This is a genomic window from Campylobacter concisus, from assembly GCF_015230015.1.
In the GTDB taxonomy this organism is placed as follows: Bacteria; Campylobacterota; Campylobacteria; order Campylobacterales; family Campylobacteraceae; genus Campylobacter_A; species Campylobacter_A concisus_AF.
This window is the reverse complement of sequence record NZ_JAAKZC010000004.1, coordinates 40,985-57,203: the sequence shown is the minus strand read 5'-3', so window position 1 is coordinate 57,203 and position 16,219 is coordinate 40,985. Positions and strand designations below refer to the sequence as shown.

Genomic DNA, 16,219 nt, shown 5'->3' with positions numbered 1-16,219 from the left:
AATGCGCCAGCTAAATTTATAGTTGGCGCCATTCATTTTTTGCATAGTAGGTGTATAATTTCAAAAAACTAAGGAATTTGCATTGCTAAAAGTGGAAGTGATATATAAATTTTGTATCGTCTGTGCTCTTGCCTGTGGGATCTGCCTGCTTGCATTTACTGGGCTAAATTTCGCCATGGGTGATTATAGTGAGTGGATGATGAGCGCGCACAAATTTGCAGGAGCTTTGATCGTTTTCGCAGCGATCTTGCACCTTTTTAACCGCAGAAGAAAGCTAGTAAAGCTCATAAATGAGATGATCGATGTCACCACGCACCGCAAAAATCCAACGATCTGCAACATGGACCGCATCATCGCCTCGCTTGAGCCTTACAGCATCAGTGAAATTTCACGCATGCTTGGCTTTGATGAGGCCCTGTTTTGTAAGAGTTTGCGCGAAAATGATGTTAAATTTAATGACGCTAGCCAGACTTTGCGTCAGATCGCGCGTATGAACGATGAGAAGATATTTTTCGTGCTCGTGCTCATCGTCGAGGCCAAATTTGGCAAGAGATTTTGCGGTGCGGTAAGTTGCAATGTCGGAAGAAAATTTTAGTGCTCGCTATGCGCACGCCACCTCTGCTCCTCAAGGTCGATGTGATATAAAATGTCCTAATGACCTCTTCGTCGATCTTTGGGTCTTTGTTGAGCTCACAAAGCGCCTTTCTTTGCTCCTCTAAAATTTTAAAATACCTCTGTCTTTTCTCGTCGCTGATCTCAAAATTTTCACTCTCAAGCTCGAAATTCCAAACCTCTTCAAGCTTTTGAAATAAGAAATGCTCATCGCCCACAAATTTCTCTTTTTTAAATTTAAGCGAAGCCTCGGCGATTGCCTTTTTGATCTTGATCCTTGCAAGCTCATTTGGCATATGGTCGTTAAAGTCTGGAAATTTCACACTTTTGATGAGCAGTGGCAAGCTTAAGCCCTGAACTACGAGCGTTAGCAAAGATCACAACAAAGGTGATAAACAAGATGAGGTCTCTATGCGGAAATGGCTCGCTACCAGCCATAGCGGGGATAGAAAGTGCTGCAGCCAGTGAGACTACGCCCCTCATGCCAGCCTAGCCAACGATAAACGGCGTTGCTTTACCAGGGTTGCGATCGTCCGCCACGCTGATATAGCGCTTCATAAACATCGTGATATAAACGGCTCCATAAGATGCCATGAGGCGGATAACGATGAGCACGGCAGTGACCAAAACGCCGTAAGAGACCGCCTCAAAGAGCGAGACGCCGCTGCGCTTTAGCCATGCTAAAATTTCAGGCAGATCAAGGCCGATCATGGTAAAGGCAAGGCCGTTTAGCAAGAAAATAAAGTTGTTCCAAACTGGCACCGCGTGGATCCTTGTTGAAGCGGTGAAAATTTCATTTCTTTTAGTAGAGAGATAAAGTCCGCCACAAACCACTGCTAAAACGCCGCTAGCTCCAAGCTCCTCAGCTAAAATATACATGATATAAGGCGTAGTGATCGTCATTATCGTGTCGCTGTTTTCATCAGTCGGTAAAATTTTATGTAAAAAATATGCCGCAAGCGCCACCACAAGACCCGCTAAAACGCCACCAGCCACCATCCATAAAAAGGTCGTTGTGGCCTTGTACCAGACAAACTGCCCAGTCGTCACTGCAACTGCGGCGAAGCGAAAGATGATGAGCGAGGAGGCGTCATTTAAAAGGCTCTCACCCTCCAAAATAGCGCTGATCCTGCGCGGGGCTTTGACAAATTTAAGGATAGCTGCCGTGCTCACCGCGTCTGGTGGCGAGACGATAGCTCCTAGCATGAAGCCTAGGGCGAGCGAGAAGCCAGGGATCACTAAATTTGCTATCAAAGCAACAGCTGCTGCGCTTATGAAAACCACAATAAAGGCGAAACTGCCGATCATACGGCGCCATTTAAAGAGCTCTTTTAGCGAGTTTGCCCACGCAGCCTCATAAAGAAGTGGCGGCAAAAATATGATGAAAATAAGCTCGGGATCGATCTTGATACTTGGTAAATTTGGCACAAAGCTAATGGCAAGACCGCCAAAAACTAAAAGCACGGGATAGGCGATCTTTAGGCGGTTTGAGACCATCACCAAAGCGATGATGATAGCTAGCAGTGCAAAAAATAGCAGTAAATGTTCGATCATTTTTGTCCTTTAAATTTCTTTTTTATTGATGCCTAGGCTATCTTTTATGCCAAAGCTATCAACTAGGCATCCTTTGACCAAATTTGCGATAGATTTTCTTGAAATTTGGGCATTTTCGTTTTTAAATTTCTCACCTTTTGCCAAGCTCGTGACCTCGTAGTCTATCTCATCGGCTTTGCTAAACCATTGCGGACGTATCAGCGTGTAGTCAAGGCCGGAGTTTTCTATGATCTTGGCTGAGTTTATGTATGAGCTTGGAGCGCGCGCGCCGCTAGGGACTTCACCAGCGTAAATGCCATAAGAGGTGATCCAAACCACCCTTTTGACCCCAGACTTTTTCATGGCGCTAACTAGCGTGCTAGCCATCATCTCAAGGGAGCCAGCAAGCCCTGCATATACGGCATTTACGCCACTTAAAGCCTCTACTAGCCTAGCCTCATCCTCGGCATCACCTTGTATTAGCTCGGTGCTGTCACTTTTAAATTTTTCTAACTTTTTGATATCTCTGGCATATAGACGTAAATTTACGCCATCTACGCGCAAGAGCTCCTCTATGACGTAGCCACCGAGGCTTCCGCTAGCGCCCAATAGTAAAATTTTCATACCTCTCCATCAAAACTAAGTAAATTTGATAGGTTTAAAAAATGGCGGGTAGAGAGAGATTCGAAAAATCAACTATTGCTACGTATTATACGCTATTTTAAAAATATTAGTCAGCCAAAAGGTCAGCAAAAAAGATATTTTGTTTTAAAATTTGGTGTATTTTTAAAGAATTATACCATTTTATTTTCGTCCATTTTTGTTGGCTTGTCTTTCTCTGCTTCTTGCGCTTCTGCCACCAGCTCTACTATTTGAGCTTGAAGAGCTAGAGCCGTGTTTTTCTCTTTGCCTTTCTCGGCTAGCAGCACTACGACCACCTGCTTGTTTTTTATCCCCGCTCCAAGAGCTATGTCCGCCATTAAAGGCTTTTCCTGCGGCAGCGCTAAGCCCAGCTCCACTTAAATTACCAAAACCTCCATTATAGTGAGAATGTGTATCTGAAAAGCCGCCCCAACCTCCATCGAAACCACTATAACCACCTCTGCCATTGCCGCCACTTCCTCCATTTTTACTAGCGGCAGCTTCTGCTGCTTTTTGTTTTTCGATAGCCGTTTTTGCGGCAGCAAGGGCAGCAGCTACTTTTGAAGCAAGCCCATAGTCGATTTTAGCCCCACCAAAGCCAACCAAACCCATTGCCTCTACCATATTGCCTGCTGGAGTATTTGAAAAACTAAAATTTCCGTTTTTATCAACCGACACTCCAAGCCCATTGCCGCCATTTCTCATTATTGATGCAAGTTTTGTGGCAGTGTTTGCCCACTCATTTGAGCCAGTATATGTGTTTTCTCTAGCTGTTGTGCTGGCGTTAGTGTGATCACTTTCTGACGCTCCAGCTGGCGCAATATTAAAGGCATTCAAATCAAAAGCTACTACTTTATCAAGCAATGATTTTGTTATTTGCTGCGTCGCACTAAATGCCACATCTGATAGCGTTGTATCAAAACCTGCATTTTGTAGTGATGTGCGAGTGTTTATCTCGTAGTTTAGCCTGCCTAGACTATCCATGCGCATATTTGTCATTAGCGAGCTTTGCGACCTTATGCCCTCTAGTTTATTGCGTGCAAAATTTTGCATTGCTGCTCTTGCTGGATCAAGGCTAGTTAGTGTTTTTGTGCCAGGTCTGCCATGTAGTGCATCATCAAAGGTTTGTTGCATTTTGTATCCATATAGTTGTTTGCCAACTCTCACGCCAGTTATGTTGCCGTTGTAGTCAGTTTGTCCTATCACTGCATCAGGTATGCCAAACCAACCGCTAAACGTATCTTGCATAAACTCGCCAAAACTCATAGGGCGATCATAAAAAGCAGTGTTGCCTACTACTGCGTTTAGATCACCACCAAAACCAAAACTATTATCAAGCCCTACCGCCATCTCAAAGACTTCAGTTATAAGGGCGTTAATCAGTCCAGCTATCGGAGCTATACCAAGTGGGGATATGGTCGTGCCAAGTGCTGAAAGTGTGTTTTGGATAGCGACCGAGGTTAGTGTGCTTTTCATATTTTGATACATCGCCTCAGCTACGTTCATGGCGTTAAAGCGTCCATTTACAATGCCATCATATAGCATGCCAGCCAAAGCTTGACCTACTACGCCACCATACATCCTGCCGACGTCCTCAGCTAGATTTTCGGCATAGCTGTCGTTTCTTAGCTCGCTTACAAACTCTTTTAGGCTTGTGTAGTCGCCTCTTTGCAAACTAGCAAAGCCATTGCCGTCTATTCTGCCAAAGCGATTATCTCTGTTTGAGTTTTTAGGAGTAGAGAATTTTATTTTAGATACTGCTTCTACGCCGTCTAAGAGTAAATTTATACTCGTATCATAGTCAGGTTGATTTATGGCGATTATCATCGGCATTAGCACGTATTCGGCAAAGTCTTCATTTAACCCAACTATTGCGCCGCTTAAGTTGCCAGCTTGCGCGATAAAAAAACTCCTTAAATCAGGCGAAGGTGTGTTAAAAGCAGAGTAACCAAGACTACCTGCTTGATAAAAATCAAACTGACCACCAGCCATAAACTCATAGTCGTCGCCAGTGTCCGAGTTTGTTAAATTTAGTATATCGCTTAAGCCGATCATTTCTTTGTCATTATGAAGTTGTTGTTTTCTTCGATTGTTATATCATTTTTAATCAGAGCATGCACCATATTAAATAGATATTTTGTCATATCTGACGGCACTATCATTCCGCCAGCTTGATTTTCTGCGATGAAATTTCCAAGCACTGACATTGATTTGATTATTCTATTGTCGATTACTTGCCTATCTACTGCACGTTGTTGGCTCTCTGCTAGCGCTTGCTCTTTTGCTAGTTTTGCTATTTGAGCGCGTAAAAGATTATTCTGCTGTTTTAAATTTTCTAGTTTATCAGCTGCTTGAGCCTCTAGCTCATTATTTTTTAGTTTAGTGTTTCTTGTTTGCTCTTTTATGCCCTCAATGTTTGCATCCATAGCAGCTGCTTGCTTTTCAAGGTTTTTAAGTGACAACTCAAAGCTCAAATCCTGCTGTGTTAGCTCAAGCCCAGTTTGCATCGCTGTAATAGTAAATTGTGTTGTAATAAGGGGAAGCATTTGAGAAAGCACGTTTATTCTGTGCTGGTTTGGTATCTCGTATTTTTCAAAACAATCATCAAGATATTTTAGGGTTTCTTGATATGGTGTATCAGCACCAATGCTTAATTTTAATAACTCTCTCGTTCTTTCTAAATATGCGTTTTTAAAGTCCATTGTCTTTTCTCTCCAGTCTAGTTACTTTTATTCTTTGTAAATCAAGATCATCACGCAAGTCGCTTACGGCACTTTTTAAGCCATTTGTTTCTATTCGTCTAATCCTTGATGAAAAGCCGTTGATTGTGTTGTTTAGGTCGTTTGTAAAACTTCGCAATGATATAGCTTCAGCTTCAATGCTACTGATCTTATTTGTAATTGTTTGTAGCTGTGTTTTGATTTCGTCGATCTCGTCGCCTAAATTTCTTTCAGCCATTACACACTCCTCGCTCTATTCTTCCAACCTCGCTCATATACGCCAAGGCGTGGGTTTTTTCTTATTAAATTTCGATAATAGGCGATCTCTGCTCTATCAAAATCAACATCAAAGGCTTGTTCGTTATAATTATTTAGTGCCCTTAGCGTTTCTTGTCCCATTATGCCGTCGCATTGCAGCCCCAGCATATTTTGAAGCACACGCACGGCACTTTTTACTCCGACATTGATTGCAAAGCAAAAAAGCTCATTTGCTTTTAGCTGGCTATTGACATCATCTAGGCATAGAGCGTCCCAGTATGTTTTCTTGTAAAAACTTGCCACTAAATTTACAAGTGCATCGTCGTTATACAAAGCGACGCTAGCCTTTTTTAGATCGCCGTATGCGTTGATTGCCGCCCTAACTTGCCCCCAGCCTTGCCAGCTTGGGTTTGCTGCTTCATAGATACCCATAAATGTTAAGCCTTTTTCGTTTGGGTTTTTATGTAGTGCGTTTTCAGGGCGACTAAATTCTAAGCTCATTAAAAGATTAAAAGCTTGTGTGTAGTTCATTTTTCATCTCCTATATCGTAGTCACGAGGGGGTCTTGGCGGATAGTCATAGTTGTTGTCGCTTAAGTTGTCTATCTTTTTATCTATCGCTTTATCAATCACGGCGCTAACCCAAGCTGTGCCACGCCAAGCAAAAAAGCCACCAACTGCGAGGCTAAAGCTACCTTTCCCAGTAAAATAAAAAGCCGTCTCGTAAGCTACCCAGCATATAAAAGTCGAGCTAATAGTGCCAACGAAAAAATTTATGATAGCCTTGCCATCGCTTGCAACCTTAGCGTTGCCCCCTGCAATGCTTAACACACCACCCACAAAGCCAACTATTATCACCCAAAAGTAAAAGCCTAGCCTATCCATAAGATCATCCATTACCCAGTCCTTTTTTTAAAATTTATAGGTAAAAACATACATTATTAGGACGGATAATATTATTTCTATTACGACCATCTTATTAAGCCAAAAGGCTTTAGTTTTCTTTATTATTCGTTCCATTTACACACCCTTTTAAAAGTTCTTCGCATGTTAAAAAGTAGCCCATTAGCTCCTTTGCGCTTCGTAAATCACTAGGGCTATACTTTGGCTTTGTTGGCATCTTTTCAATGCACGCCACCGGCACATATACGTCTTGATATTGTGTTTTTACGATTACTTCAGGCTTTGAAGCGCATCCAGCCATAAAAAACGCCACTATTAGGCTACTTACTATTAGCTTCATTGAGTAGCCTTTCGTAAAAATTTAGCTTTTCCTCGCAGTCAGCAGGGTTAATAGGCATTGTTACGCGTATAACCCTAGTTGCAACACGCTCTTTTATCTTTGCCTCGTCTTGTTTTGGCACACTTAGAGCTTTTAGGCTTGTGTTGGCTAGCTCGATCTTGGCGTTACATGTTTCCAAATTAGAAACAACTACTGCATTACTTGCCTCTTTTAGCGCTATCTTTTTGGTTAGCTCGTCGATTTTTTCCGCTGCGCTATTGTTTAGCCAGTAGAGCACACCAACTACAAAACTCAAAAACAAGATAGCCCCTATATAAAATTTATCGCTCATTTCGCACCCTCTTAAATGGATTTATCGCCCATACGCTCTTAAGATACTCTTTGTCGTCTGGCTGCATAAAAGTATCTTTGTTGTATTCGTTCATCTCACATATATCCATAAGCTTCCATCCTAGATAGATACGGCAATAAAAGCCACTTAAAAAGCCTTTGTAGCGGATCGTTTTGTAAAGTCCAAAACGAGTGCGTCCGTCCTTTAGTTTTAGCGTCACTTTGCAAAAGTCGCTTATCGTTCCGCCGTTGCTTGTTACTTTTGGATTGCCTTGCACTCTTACACTTGACGGATCTATCTCGCTCACTTTTACGCCGTTTATTTTGCTTGAAAAGTAGCCGATACGGTTTCTATATAGCCACAAAAGACGCGCAAAATACGTCCTATTTTTGCCGTTTGGGTAGTGTTCTTTACACCAGCCACTATCGCCGTTTATGGCTGAATTTATGCCGTCGTAGTAGTCGCTTGCGTCCTCGAAGTATCTAGCCCACTTTGGCAAGTGTTCGCTTTGCTTATTGCAAAATGCTAGAGCGATAGGCACTACTATGTAGCTAAGTATCTCTAGTGGTAGCTCGACGGCTATAATGGCTAGGATTTGCAAAAGCTCTTTAAATTTAAGCATCACTCATCCTTTTTATCTTTTGGTTTTTCTTGCTCTTTTTCTTTATATTTAGGACTTTTGGGACACCCATCCCAAGTGCAGTTGCCATCTTTGTCTATCCTGCTGGCGCAAATTTCGCACCTTTTAATTTTTACTCTCATTTTTTATCCCTTATAAATGATCTGTCGGCGCTACCGTCATAGGCTCGCTTGCTTCGTTTAGTTTCTCACGCTCTGCAATTAGCTCTTTATATTCGCTTCTTAGATTTTCAAGTACGGCGTTGTTGCCGATTATCAAAGCGTGGCGGATATAGTTTTCACACTCAGCGATCTCGGCTTCAATTTCGGCTAGTTGCTTGTCTTGCTCGTCTATCTTTGGTTCAAGAAGTCTGCTTGCTTCTTCGTCGCTTATTGGTATTAGTCCTAGCTCTTTTACTCTTTGGTTTATTATCTCTTTGCTTATGTCATCTTCATAAGCATAAATTTCATTATTTTGATTTTTGTATTTTTTCATTTTTCCTCCTAACTAAGCTCTATCCAGCTGTAAAGAGCCCCATTTGATGTGACTTTGTACCTTGTTTTTGGTGGTATCAGTACGGTTATGTTTGTGTGCGTTGCCGATGTTGTAGTAGCCGTGTTTGATGATGTGAGAGTAGCGGATCCGATAGTGACATTAAGCGCTAGTTGTGTGATAACGCCATTATTCCATACATCTATATAAAGCACTATTACTTTATCTGTTGTATTCTCATAAAAAATATTGAAGGCTCTTTGTGTTGTCACCACTTTTGTGGTTTGATTTACCCCTATGACTTGATCGATCTTGGCAAATTTATCATCGCACTCTTGTTTTAGATAGCTAGCCCCACTATTTGCCTTTGTATTTATAGAGGCATCAAGTACCTCTTTTAGTGATGTTATTTTTCTCGTAGTATCGCTTGACATTTCGGCTTTTGCAGAAGCTATACTCTCTTTTAACCCATTACTTGACACTTTTACTTCATTTGATACAAAGCTTTTTAAACTGGCAGTGGTAGATAGTGAGGTACTATTTATTAACTCATTTATCTTACTGCTTGAATATGTGTGATCAGTATCAACAAGAGTGTCATTTATCAGCCCTAAAGCACTGAGGTTTTCTATCTTTTTTTTAAGAGCATTAAGTTCGGTGAGCTTTTCTTGAGTTTTTACTATCTCGTTAAGAACATTTTGTGTTTTTTGTTCTAGTGGTTTTATAGTTTCTAAAACCTCTTTAGCTTCAGCTAAATTTTCTTTTATTTGGTCTATTTTTTCAGCAGTTGCAACAATGAGAGGATAATTTTCTAAAATTACTCTATTTTTTGCATCAAAGTCTGCTTTCTCTTTATTAAAGCTATCAAAAAGTACGTCAAGCTGAGCCCTTTTTTCTATAATTTCACTCCCCATACTCTCAAGTATATTTTTGGTGTCTTGCAAAGTTTTTGCTTGCTCTTTTGCCAAGACATTGTTTTGCCTTAGCTCTTCCATATCTATTGTTTTTAGCTCACCTTCAAGCTCACTAACATTTATGAGTAGATATTTTAATGCCTCTAATGTTTCATTCCCTAACTTTAATTCTTCAATGCTTACCATTTTTTATCCCTGCTTTTTTGATTGCTTCATTGCATTTTTTTAAACATTTCGCCATATCCTTAAAAAACTGCAAAAGGTCTATATTGCTTAGTTTCAATCCCACAACTTCTATTTTTTCTAAATCTCTCATATGCCAAACTCCACTCCATTATTTGCGTTATAATCAGCTATTATTTCAAGTGCTAGCGTGCGGTAGTAAGTGTCTTTGTTTATTAAAAAAGCTACGTAGTTAATCACTGCATAACTCAAGCTCTCGTCTATTTGCAAGTGCTCTTTGTCGTTACTAAAATTTGGTACATCTGGCACACAAATAAAGCAGTTTCCTTCAATGTTTCGATATACTTTTTCACTACTATGTTTTCTAATAAGCACATTTGGTACACACTTATCACAGCAAAAAAGCATAGCCTCTAAAAATAGCGAGCCAAGCATATCATCAGCAGGGAGCTTAACCCCTGCTGTCGTTTTAAAGCTCAAATGTTTTTTGGCTTCAGTGCAAAGCATTACTAAGCCTTTAAGCCAACGCCTATTGCAAATGCGTCTGCGTTTCTTACCTCTATACAACTTTCTGTGTAGTATCTCTTTTGGATAGCTGTTTTTGAAGTAGTCACGTCTTTTAGTTCAGTTGGCACTAATAGACCATTTTTCATGTAGTCAAAATCGCCAGCGATGATACAATCGCCCAAGCCGTATTTAGGGCTCAAGAAGCGGTGAAGTCTAAAATTTACCCTGCCAAAGTCAGTGTCTAGACTAACAACGCTAGAGTTGATATTTTTCTCATTGCCAAATTGACGAGTTGCTATTTTATTGATAGCTGGTTTTAATTCCGCACCGATAAACACATCTTTTGGAGTTGTGCCTGCATCCCAAATATTTTGAAGTAGTTGTGATAGCACAGTTTCGGTTAGTGCTGCTGGAGTACCTTTCCAATCGCCTGAGCTATCAAATGCTACAACATTGCCACGCTTACCACTTGCAAATGCAGCCGCACCTTTAGCCAAGAAATAAAATAAGCCTGCCATTTCGCCAGCTGTTGCGTCAGTTCTAACGCTCGGTGCTTTAAACACGCTCTTTTTAACATCAGCATCACGACCAAGACCAAAAATGGCATACTCCATATCTAGCTTATGCTCTTTCGCTCTTTTAGCTGTCTCACGCTCTAGCTCTTTACCGCCGTAAGTAGCCACTGCTTGCATACTTCTTGAAACGCTAACGTTTGAAGTGAAAATTTGCACCGCATTTGAAGTCTTTTGCACGCTTGATTTGATCTGATCATCAAAGTCAGAAATCTCTAGCTGTGCATTTTTCTTTGGGGCAGCTAAGCTGTCAGTTAGCCAAGAGTGCTCTATACCTTTAACACTTGAAGTGCCAATTAGTTTAAGTATAGGCGTCTCGTCAGCACCTATTAAGATTATGTTTTCATAGACTGAGGGCTTTAAGCCTTCACGTTTTGTAGCTGGGGCTTGAAACCCAGTTGTAGTTATTGCCATTTCTTTGCTCCTTTTATGCAATTTAATGGCAATTTATCATTAAGGGCTGTGTCAAATCTACCCAATTTTGAGAAAATCAAAAAGAAAATTTAGTGTTTTTAAAAAAAGTGAGCCCTAAAAGATAGGGCTTTTTAATTATTATTGGAGTTTTTAGTAGATATATAGCTATTTTTTACACCTTGACTAATTTTATTTTTAGTTAGCCTATTTACTGCTTTAGCTTTTACTCCGTCGCTTATATCTTTATTTAGTAGCACTTTCTTAATTAAGCCTACCTTATCGCTACTTGTGTCTATCGCATCAAGTAGCTTAAGCTTTGGGTTTTCAAACTTCATAGGCTCTTTTAAGTTTCTATCAGAATAAAAGGTTATAATGTCATCAAGGCTGCCACTTGGGCTTAATCCCTTTTTCGTGGCTGGGCGAAGGTCATTAGTAATTGAGGACACGTCTTGGCTTTTGCCAAGCGGTAACCCTCTCCCTTCGCCATTTTTATTACTAACTACTAGCTTAAACCTGACACCTTTATCATCTTCCCACTCATAAATACGAGCATTTTTCTTATTTACAAATGGCTCTTTGTGTTCTTTAATAAAATTACGCACATTTTCACCCAAATTTAGCAATTCCTCTTTCGTAACAAAACCAGCCTTATTTTCATCATCTAAGTGCCTGATGCTTATATGCTTCGCTCCTTTACCAATATTGCCTCGTTCATACTTGATAGCATCATTTATGTTGTCTAAATCTTGCTTTATTTGTGTAGAGTTCTTGCCATTATATGTAACATTATAGATGCCTCTTTTTTCTTTTAGCTCAGGTAGTTTTTGACTAAAATTTACTCCGTCTTCTCTACTTACAAATGTATCATTTGGATTTACGTCAAAGGTCTCATGCGGATAAGCTCTATCTTTTTTATTTAGGTCGAGCCTATTTTGTACATTCCTTGCTTCGGCTTCACCATGGGAGAGGGCATATTTTTTATCATTTGTGTTGCTCCCTTTTGCAAACCCTTCAATATCTTGTATGGCGTGTTGGATTTCGTGCATTAAGGTTGATTTATCTGCTATTTCTCTAAGACCAATTTCTTTTTTAACTGGGTCGTAATAGCCTTTATTACCTGATGCATAAATATCATTTTCTTTATTAAAATTTCCATTGTTTTTCACATGTTTTATTTGGTTTGGGTTAAATGCAACTATTACGTTATCGTCTAATATAATGCTATCATATCCTGCATTTTGCAATTTATCTTTAAACGCTCTTGCCTTTGTATCATATTGTTTTAGGTTGGTATTTTTTATATATTCATAAAGACTTTTACCAACACCATTTTTTATGTCATCTCTTTTTGCTAAATTCCCAAGCAATGCTTGATATTTATTAGCAGTATCCTTTGTGATTTCTTCTCTTAAATCAAAAGGCTTTTTGGCATTTATATATACCTCCATAACTCCGCTATTTGGTTCTTTTAGCCCATATCGCCCTTTTGAATATTCCTCGCTCAACCCTTTATCAGTTGTAAAGAAAAACCCCCACTTACTTTTATCAAACTTTTGGTCAAACTCGCTTATATTTGATTTTTTAGTCCCATGATAAAAAATTTTGGGGGTTCCATCTGTGTTTTTAGTTAGTGGGGAGCTCTCTTTGTGCCAATCCTTTAAGTTTTTATTGTAAAGTTCATCTTTTATTTTTACTACGTTTATATCCTTCAGCTCAGGATATGCTTTAAATAACTCTTTATGCTCTAGTAAGTCGCCTAATTTATCTGCGTTTTGATTTTTGATTTTAGCTGGGCTATCATCTATCTCAAACTTCCAAGCGCCATCTTTATCTTTATACCAACCAGTGCTTTGCCAAATCTTAACTTCATCTTCGCCTTTTTCTAGCATAGCTTTAGCTTTTGAGAGTTTATTAGCACTAGCATTAAGTGCCTTTTCTCCTGCAAAAGAATTTATACTATTGCTCTTTGCTGATCCATAAATTTTAGTTAATAATTTTGGATTATCTTTCACCATTTGCGGCATCTTTTTGCCAAGCCCAAGAATAGAATTGTAAAGCTCTGGGCTTATGCGTTTAACTGCTGAAGCACTAAATTTTGATCCAAACAATGCATATATAAAACCTTTTGCAAACTCTTCAGGGCTAACGTTGCCATTTTCATCAGCACCATTTGCTGTGCCACCAAGTAAGCCACTTGCTATATGTGGGCTTGCATTTATTGTTTTAGTATTTTTGTCTTTTTGTGGTATAATGCTTTCATCAGAGCTAGAGAATGTGCTTTTTGCACCAGCCGTCGGTCCAACCTGATTAACATCAGCACGTTGGAGTGTAGGATATGGCGTTCCTACCTTTAGCTCTTTCTCATTAACTTTTCTTAGTCTATCCATCTCATTTTTATTTGTGCTTTTTGATAAGTGTCCTACAAGCCCACTTTCTTTTACTATGCCAAGCTTCCCTACACTCCCGTCTTCTAAGACCTTAGCTATTAAAGCTATATCTGGACGGTTGTTTTTAAAAAAGTGAGTTGGGTTATTTTTTATCTCTTTTAGCAGCCTATACACATCGCTTGGCTTTTTAAAAAGTTCAGGGTGCTTATTTTGTAAAATAAATAAATTTGCACTAAGCTCGTTATTATTTATTTCTGATAGTTCCCTCACCCAGTCATCCACGCTAATTTTTACATTTAAATCACTTTTTGGCGCTGGACTTTCTTTTGTGATGAAATTATCCCCTTTTATTTCTGCGTTTTGAGCCTCTTCTCTTAACGCCTTTACCTCGTTTTTAAAAGCTTCTAATAGTTTAGTTGAGTTCTCTGGTGCATCTTTTATCTCTATCTTTTCAAGATTATTAATAACACTTTTTAGATCGCCTGCATTATTAATTGCATTTCTTATATGATTTTTTAAAGATGCGTCATTGCCTAATACTGGGAGCAGTGATTTTAACCTTTCAATGGCTAAATTTCTCTTCATTGTCATAAGTGCTCCAGTTACTGAATGCCCTATGCCTTGTTGTAGCTCTTTAGCTTTTGGATTAATCGCTGTTAGCTTTTCAAGCAGTGAAGATGTGTTATTTAGTATAGGAGCTTTTTTATTTAGCTCTCCCATTATCTCCACCGCTCTTTTACTCTCAAACGGAGCATTTTCTAAAGTATTGCTTACTTTAGAAAAGTCAGTTATTCCATCTTTGGTAAATTTTTCTATTACACCACGGATTAAGTTAGTTTCTAATGCTTCTTGTTCGCTACTGCTTAATCTGGCTGTAAGAGCTTTTAAATCTAAGCCATTTTCCGCATTAAGAGCTTTTAAGAGTGAGTTTGTTATATCGCCACTACTCTTTAGCTCACCCATTACATCATGGTAAATTTTAGAGTTTTGAAGTTCTTTAAAAAGAGCGTATTCGCTTCTTGCTTGTTTTAAAACATCTTTTGCTTTTTGACTAAGAGCTGGGTTGCCAAAAGCTTGCTCGGCGACATTGTCTATTGCATTATCTACTGCTTCTATCATCTTGCCAAGTGTTTTTTTGGTACCTGCTGTGATAGCATCAGGAGCAGTTAGCCTTGCCATATCAGCACTTAGCACGTTTCTTACTTCATTAAGCCCTTTAAAGCCTTTGGTATTCCCTAATAACTCTAATGTACTATCTCTATACCCTGCTGGCAATCTTAACGCCTGAGTGCCAAGTTCATGCTTAGCTTGGAGTAAATTTGCGCTTGCTTCTTTGCCTACAAAAGCATCATCAAGAGCATTTATCACCTCGCCAAAATTATCTTTTGTGCGTTTTTCGTATCCGCTTAAAATATCTGCTGTCTTTTTCTTTTCTATCATATTAAGAAAAGCACTTTTTGCGTCTGCGTTTAAGTCGCTTGACATTTTATAAATTTTTGAAAAGCTTTTTGGGTCTCTTGCAACTGCATCGGCAATTATATCTGCTCCCTTAGCGTCGTTACCAAGAGCAGTTAAAAATAGATCCATTTCTCGCTCTCTTGTCCCCTCACCCTTTATCATATCTCTTGTTATTTTTTGGGCTGGAGCTAAGATATTATCGTTTACGTAGTTAATGCCTTTTTGTATCTTTTCATTGCCAACTTTTGGTAAAGCATAAGCTTGGTTGTCGTTTAGTAAAGTCCTATAAAGGTCATCGCCAAGTGCATTTTTAGATAAATTTTGAGCTGCTGCCGTGTTTGCCTCTCCGCCTAATTTATCCATTATTGCTTTTTCAGCCCCACCAATATTGTCATTTATTACATATCTTGCAAGAGGTTTTACAAGTGATAGATCAGAAGCTGTTTTTGCCCCTTTTTTTAACGCTTCTTTAACTGCTGGCGATGCCATTGCTGCTAGTGGAGCCGAGACTAAAGCATCATCGCTTGCGCCACGCAAAGCGTGTTTTAAATAATCATCAGTGGTTATGCTATCATCGCCTAAAATTCTTTTATCGGCAAAAACGTCCATTGCGGCACCAATACCAGATGCTCCAGCTGTACCAAGAGCAGCAGTTACCGCCTTTTGTGCTGCACTTAGTTTTTTATTTGGTAAAAGATTAGACGCTAGAGTTATTGCTCCCATGGGCACGCCCATTTCGTTTAGGTAGGTTGAGACGCTATCGCCTATACCTGGCTCATCTACTGGGATAAAATTATCTCCTTTTTGTAAATAATACTTACCATTAGCCTCTCTTACGTCATCATAATTATTCTTTTTAGCCCAGTTGTAGAGCAAATTTTCAGTTCTTTCTTTCACCGCCTGATCTTTACTCTCGTCACCTGTAAGCTGTGAGATAATGTTCCTATCATCGCTTGCGTGTTTTGCTCTTGCTAGGGCTTCAGTAGCCTTTTTTGCTTCTAATTCTTTGCCAGTAGCTCCGTCATAATGAGAATACTCAAGCATTCCCCCTAACTCTTTACCTACCCCTTTTATGACATTTATTGGAGAGATTTTATCCGCAAACTCACCAACTTTGTCATACCATGTCTTTTCTTTTGGTGTAGCATCTACTGCTTTACTCATATCAGGAGCAGGCGGCGCATAAGTTGGCGCGCTATTTGCTGTTGGTTGCGTGCCTAATAAATTATCAGGTATCTCGACCTCTTTCATGCCACTAGGTATTTTTACCCAGTTGCCACCTATCTGCATTTCAGTTTTGTTTTCAGGTATTTTTATCCAAGCCATTTTTTTGTT

The 16,219-nt window shown here is 39.5% G+C and carries 19 protein-coding genes; 1 reads left to right on the top strand and 18 read right to left on the bottom strand.

Annotated elements, in window-relative coordinates; all coding sequences use genetic code 11:
* Window positions 1-82 precede the first annotated feature (82 nt).
* Entirely contained in the window at window positions 83-595 is a 513-nt protein-coding gene (locus G6W42_RS03265) for a chemotaxis protein (RefSeq protein WP_194172946.1), read from the top strand.
* Here G6W42_RS03265 and G6W42_RS10470 read toward each other — a convergent pair.
* From G6W42_RS10470 to G6W42_RS03180, 18 genes are all read right to left on the bottom strand, one after another.
* Window positions 525-956: a hypothetical protein gene (locus G6W42_RS10470; protein ID WP_242042687.1), complete on the bottom strand. Its 432-nt coding sequence runs from the start codon at window positions 954-956 to the stop codon at window positions 525-527. The two genes, G6W42_RS03265 and G6W42_RS10470, sit on opposite strands and share 71 nt — an antisense overlap.
* Before the next feature lie 145 nt (window positions 957-1,101).
* Window positions 1,102-2,166 carry a cation:proton antiporter gene (locus G6W42_RS03260; protein WP_242042686.1) on the bottom strand — a complete coding sequence of 355 codons (1,065 nt, stop codon included), beginning with the start codon at window positions 2,164-2,166 and terminating at the stop codon, window positions 1,102-1,104.
* A gap of 9 nt (window positions 2,167-2,175) precedes the next feature.
* A complete protein-coding gene (locus G6W42_RS03255; RefSeq protein WP_194172945.1) occupies window positions 2,176-2,769 on the bottom strand; it encodes an NAD(P)H-binding protein in 594 nt (197 codons plus the stop codon).
* 180 nt (window positions 2,770-2,949) lie between these two features.
* Entirely contained in the window at window positions 2,950-4,842 is a 1,893-nt protein-coding gene (locus tag G6W42_RS03250) for a hypothetical protein (protein WP_194172944.1), read from the bottom strand.
* Entirely contained in the window at window positions 4,839-5,489 is a 651-nt protein-coding gene (locus G6W42_RS03245; protein ID WP_194172943.1) for a hypothetical protein, read from the bottom strand. The genes G6W42_RS03250 and G6W42_RS03245 overlap by 4 nt, the downstream gene beginning before the upstream one ends.
* Window positions 5,479-5,745, bottom strand: a complete 267-nt coding sequence (locus G6W42_RS03240) for a hypothetical protein (RefSeq protein ID WP_194172942.1) — start codon at window positions 5,743-5,745, stop codon at window positions 5,479-5,481. Before G6W42_RS03240 ends, G6W42_RS03245 begins: the two co-directional genes overlap by 11 nt.
* Window positions 5,745-6,296 carry a putative peptidoglycan-binding domain-containing protein gene (locus tag G6W42_RS03235; RefSeq protein ID WP_194172941.1) on the bottom strand — a complete coding sequence of 184 codons (552 nt, stop codon included), beginning with the start codon at window positions 6,294-6,296 and terminating at the stop codon, window positions 5,745-5,747. Before G6W42_RS03235 ends, G6W42_RS03240 begins: the two co-directional genes overlap by 1 nt.
* Complete coding sequence (locus G6W42_RS03230; protein WP_103602829.1) at window positions 6,293-6,661, bottom strand: hypothetical protein; 369 nt, start codon at window positions 6,659-6,661, stop codon at window positions 6,293-6,295. Before G6W42_RS03230 ends, G6W42_RS03235 begins: the two co-directional genes overlap by 4 nt.
* Window positions 6,662-6,758: 97 nt before the next feature.
* Complete coding sequence (locus G6W42_RS03225) at window positions 6,759-7,007, bottom strand: hypothetical protein (protein ID WP_194172940.1); 249 nt, start codon at window positions 7,005-7,007, stop codon at window positions 6,759-6,761.
* A complete protein-coding gene (locus G6W42_RS03220; protein ID WP_194172939.1) occupies window positions 6,988-7,338 on the bottom strand; it encodes a hypothetical protein in 351 nt (116 codons plus the stop codon). The genes G6W42_RS03225 and G6W42_RS03220 overlap by 20 nt, the downstream gene beginning before the upstream one ends.
* Entirely contained in the window at window positions 7,328-7,960 is a 633-nt protein-coding gene (locus G6W42_RS03215; protein ID WP_194172938.1) for a DUF7338 family protein, read from the bottom strand. Before G6W42_RS03215 ends, G6W42_RS03220 begins: the two co-directional genes overlap by 11 nt.
* The gene (locus G6W42_RS03210) at window positions 7,960-8,100 is read right to left on the bottom strand and encodes a hypothetical protein (RefSeq protein WP_194172937.1); all 141 of its coding nucleotides are present in this window, start codon (window positions 8,098-8,100) and stop codon (window positions 7,960-7,962) included. The genes G6W42_RS03215 and G6W42_RS03210 overlap by 1 nt, the downstream gene beginning before the upstream one ends.
* 10 nt (window positions 8,101-8,110) lie before the next feature.
* Window positions 8,111-8,452, bottom strand: a complete 342-nt coding sequence (locus G6W42_RS03205; RefSeq protein WP_194172936.1) for a hypothetical protein — start codon at window positions 8,450-8,452, stop codon at window positions 8,111-8,113.
* A gap of 8 nt (window positions 8,453-8,460) precedes the next feature.
* Window positions 8,461-9,549 (bottom strand): hypothetical protein, encoded by a 1,089-nt coding sequence (locus tag G6W42_RS03200; RefSeq protein ID WP_194172935.1) that lies wholly within the window; start codon window positions 9,547-9,549, stop codon window positions 8,461-8,463.
* Complete coding sequence (locus G6W42_RS03195; protein WP_194172934.1) at window positions 9,536-9,679, bottom strand: hypothetical protein; 144 nt, start codon at window positions 9,677-9,679, stop codon at window positions 9,536-9,538. Before G6W42_RS03195 ends, G6W42_RS03200 begins: the two co-directional genes overlap by 14 nt.
* The gene (locus tag G6W42_RS03190; protein ID WP_194172933.1) at window positions 9,676-10,053 is read right to left on the bottom strand and encodes a hypothetical protein; all 378 of its coding nucleotides are present in this window, start codon (window positions 10,051-10,053) and stop codon (window positions 9,676-9,678) included. Before G6W42_RS03190 ends, G6W42_RS03195 begins: the two co-directional genes overlap by 4 nt.
* Before the next feature lie 2 nt (window positions 10,054-10,055).
* A complete protein-coding gene (locus tag G6W42_RS03185; RefSeq protein WP_194172932.1) occupies window positions 10,056-11,039 on the bottom strand; it encodes an SU10 major capsid protein in 984 nt (327 codons plus the stop codon).
* A 131-nt stretch (window positions 11,040-11,170) separates the two neighbouring features.
* Window positions 11,171-16,210: an LPD23 domain-containing protein gene (locus G6W42_RS03180; RefSeq protein ID WP_194172931.1), complete on the bottom strand. Its 5,040-nt coding sequence runs from the start codon at window positions 16,208-16,210 to the stop codon at window positions 11,171-11,173.
* Window positions 16,211-16,219 lie beyond the last annotated feature (9 nt).

What these genes read in the sequence shown, in the direction of transcription:
- G6W42_RS03210 (WP_194172937.1), bottom strand. Translation starts at nt 8,100, where the DNA reads ATGAGAGTAAAAATTAAAAGGTGCGAAATTTGCGCCAGCAGGATAGAC.
- G6W42_RS03250 (WP_194172944.1), bottom strand. Translation starts at nt 4,842, where the DNA reads ATGATCGGCTTAAGCGATATACTAAATTTAACAAACTCGGACACTGGC.
- G6W42_RS03180 (WP_194172931.1), bottom strand. Translation starts at nt 16,210, where the DNA reads ATGGCTTGGATAAAAATACCTGAAAACAAAACTGAAATGCAGATAGGT.
- G6W42_RS03225 (WP_194172940.1), bottom strand. Translation starts at nt 7,007, where the DNA reads ATGAAGCTAATAGTAAGTAGCCTAATAGTGGCGTTTTTTATGGCTGGA.
- G6W42_RS03185 (WP_194172932.1), bottom strand. Translation starts at nt 11,039, where the DNA reads ATGGCAATAACTACAACTGGGTTTCAAGCCCCAGCTACAAAACGTGAA.
- G6W42_RS03195 (WP_194172934.1), bottom strand. Translation starts at nt 9,679, where the DNA reads ATGAGAGATTTAGAAAAAATAGAAGTTGTGGGATTGAAACTAAGCAAT.
- G6W42_RS03245 (WP_194172943.1), bottom strand. Translation starts at nt 5,489, where the DNA reads ATGGACTTTAAAAACGCATATTTAGAAAGAACGAGAGAGTTATTAAAA.
- G6W42_RS03230 (WP_103602829.1), bottom strand. Translation starts at nt 6,661, where the DNA reads ATGGATGATCTTATGGATAGGCTAGGCTTTTACTTTTGGGTGATAATA.
- G6W42_RS03235 (WP_194172941.1), bottom strand. Translation starts at nt 6,296, where the DNA reads ATGAACTACACACAAGCTTTTAATCTTTTAATGAGCTTAGAATTTAGT.
- G6W42_RS03255 (WP_194172945.1), bottom strand. Translation starts at nt 2,769, where the DNA reads ATGAAAATTTTACTATTGGGCGCTAGCGGAAGCCTCGGTGGCTACGTC.
- G6W42_RS03205 (WP_194172936.1), bottom strand. Translation starts at nt 8,452, where the DNA reads ATGAAAAAATACAAAAATCAAAATAATGAAATTTATGCTTATGAAGAT.
- G6W42_RS03220 (WP_194172939.1), bottom strand. Translation starts at nt 7,338, where the DNA reads ATGAGCGATAAATTTTATATAGGGGCTATCTTGTTTTTGAGTTTTGTA.
- G6W42_RS03260 (WP_242042686.1), bottom strand. Translation starts at nt 2,166, where the DNA reads ATGATCGAACATTTACTGCTATTTTTTGCACTGCTAGCTATCATCATC.
- G6W42_RS03215 (WP_194172938.1), bottom strand. Translation starts at nt 7,960, where the DNA reads ATGCTTAAATTTAAAGAGCTTTTGCAAATCCTAGCCATTATAGCCGTC.
- G6W42_RS03200 (WP_194172935.1), bottom strand. Translation starts at nt 9,549, where the DNA reads ATGGTAAGCATTGAAGAATTAAAGTTAGGGAATGAAACATTAGAGGCA.
- G6W42_RS03190 (WP_194172933.1), bottom strand. Translation starts at nt 10,053, where the DNA reads ATGCTTTGCACTGAAGCCAAAAAACATTTGAGCTTTAAAACGACAGCA.
- G6W42_RS03240 (WP_194172942.1), bottom strand. Translation starts at nt 5,745, where the DNA reads ATGGCTGAAAGAAATTTAGGCGACGAGATCGACGAAATCAAAACACAG.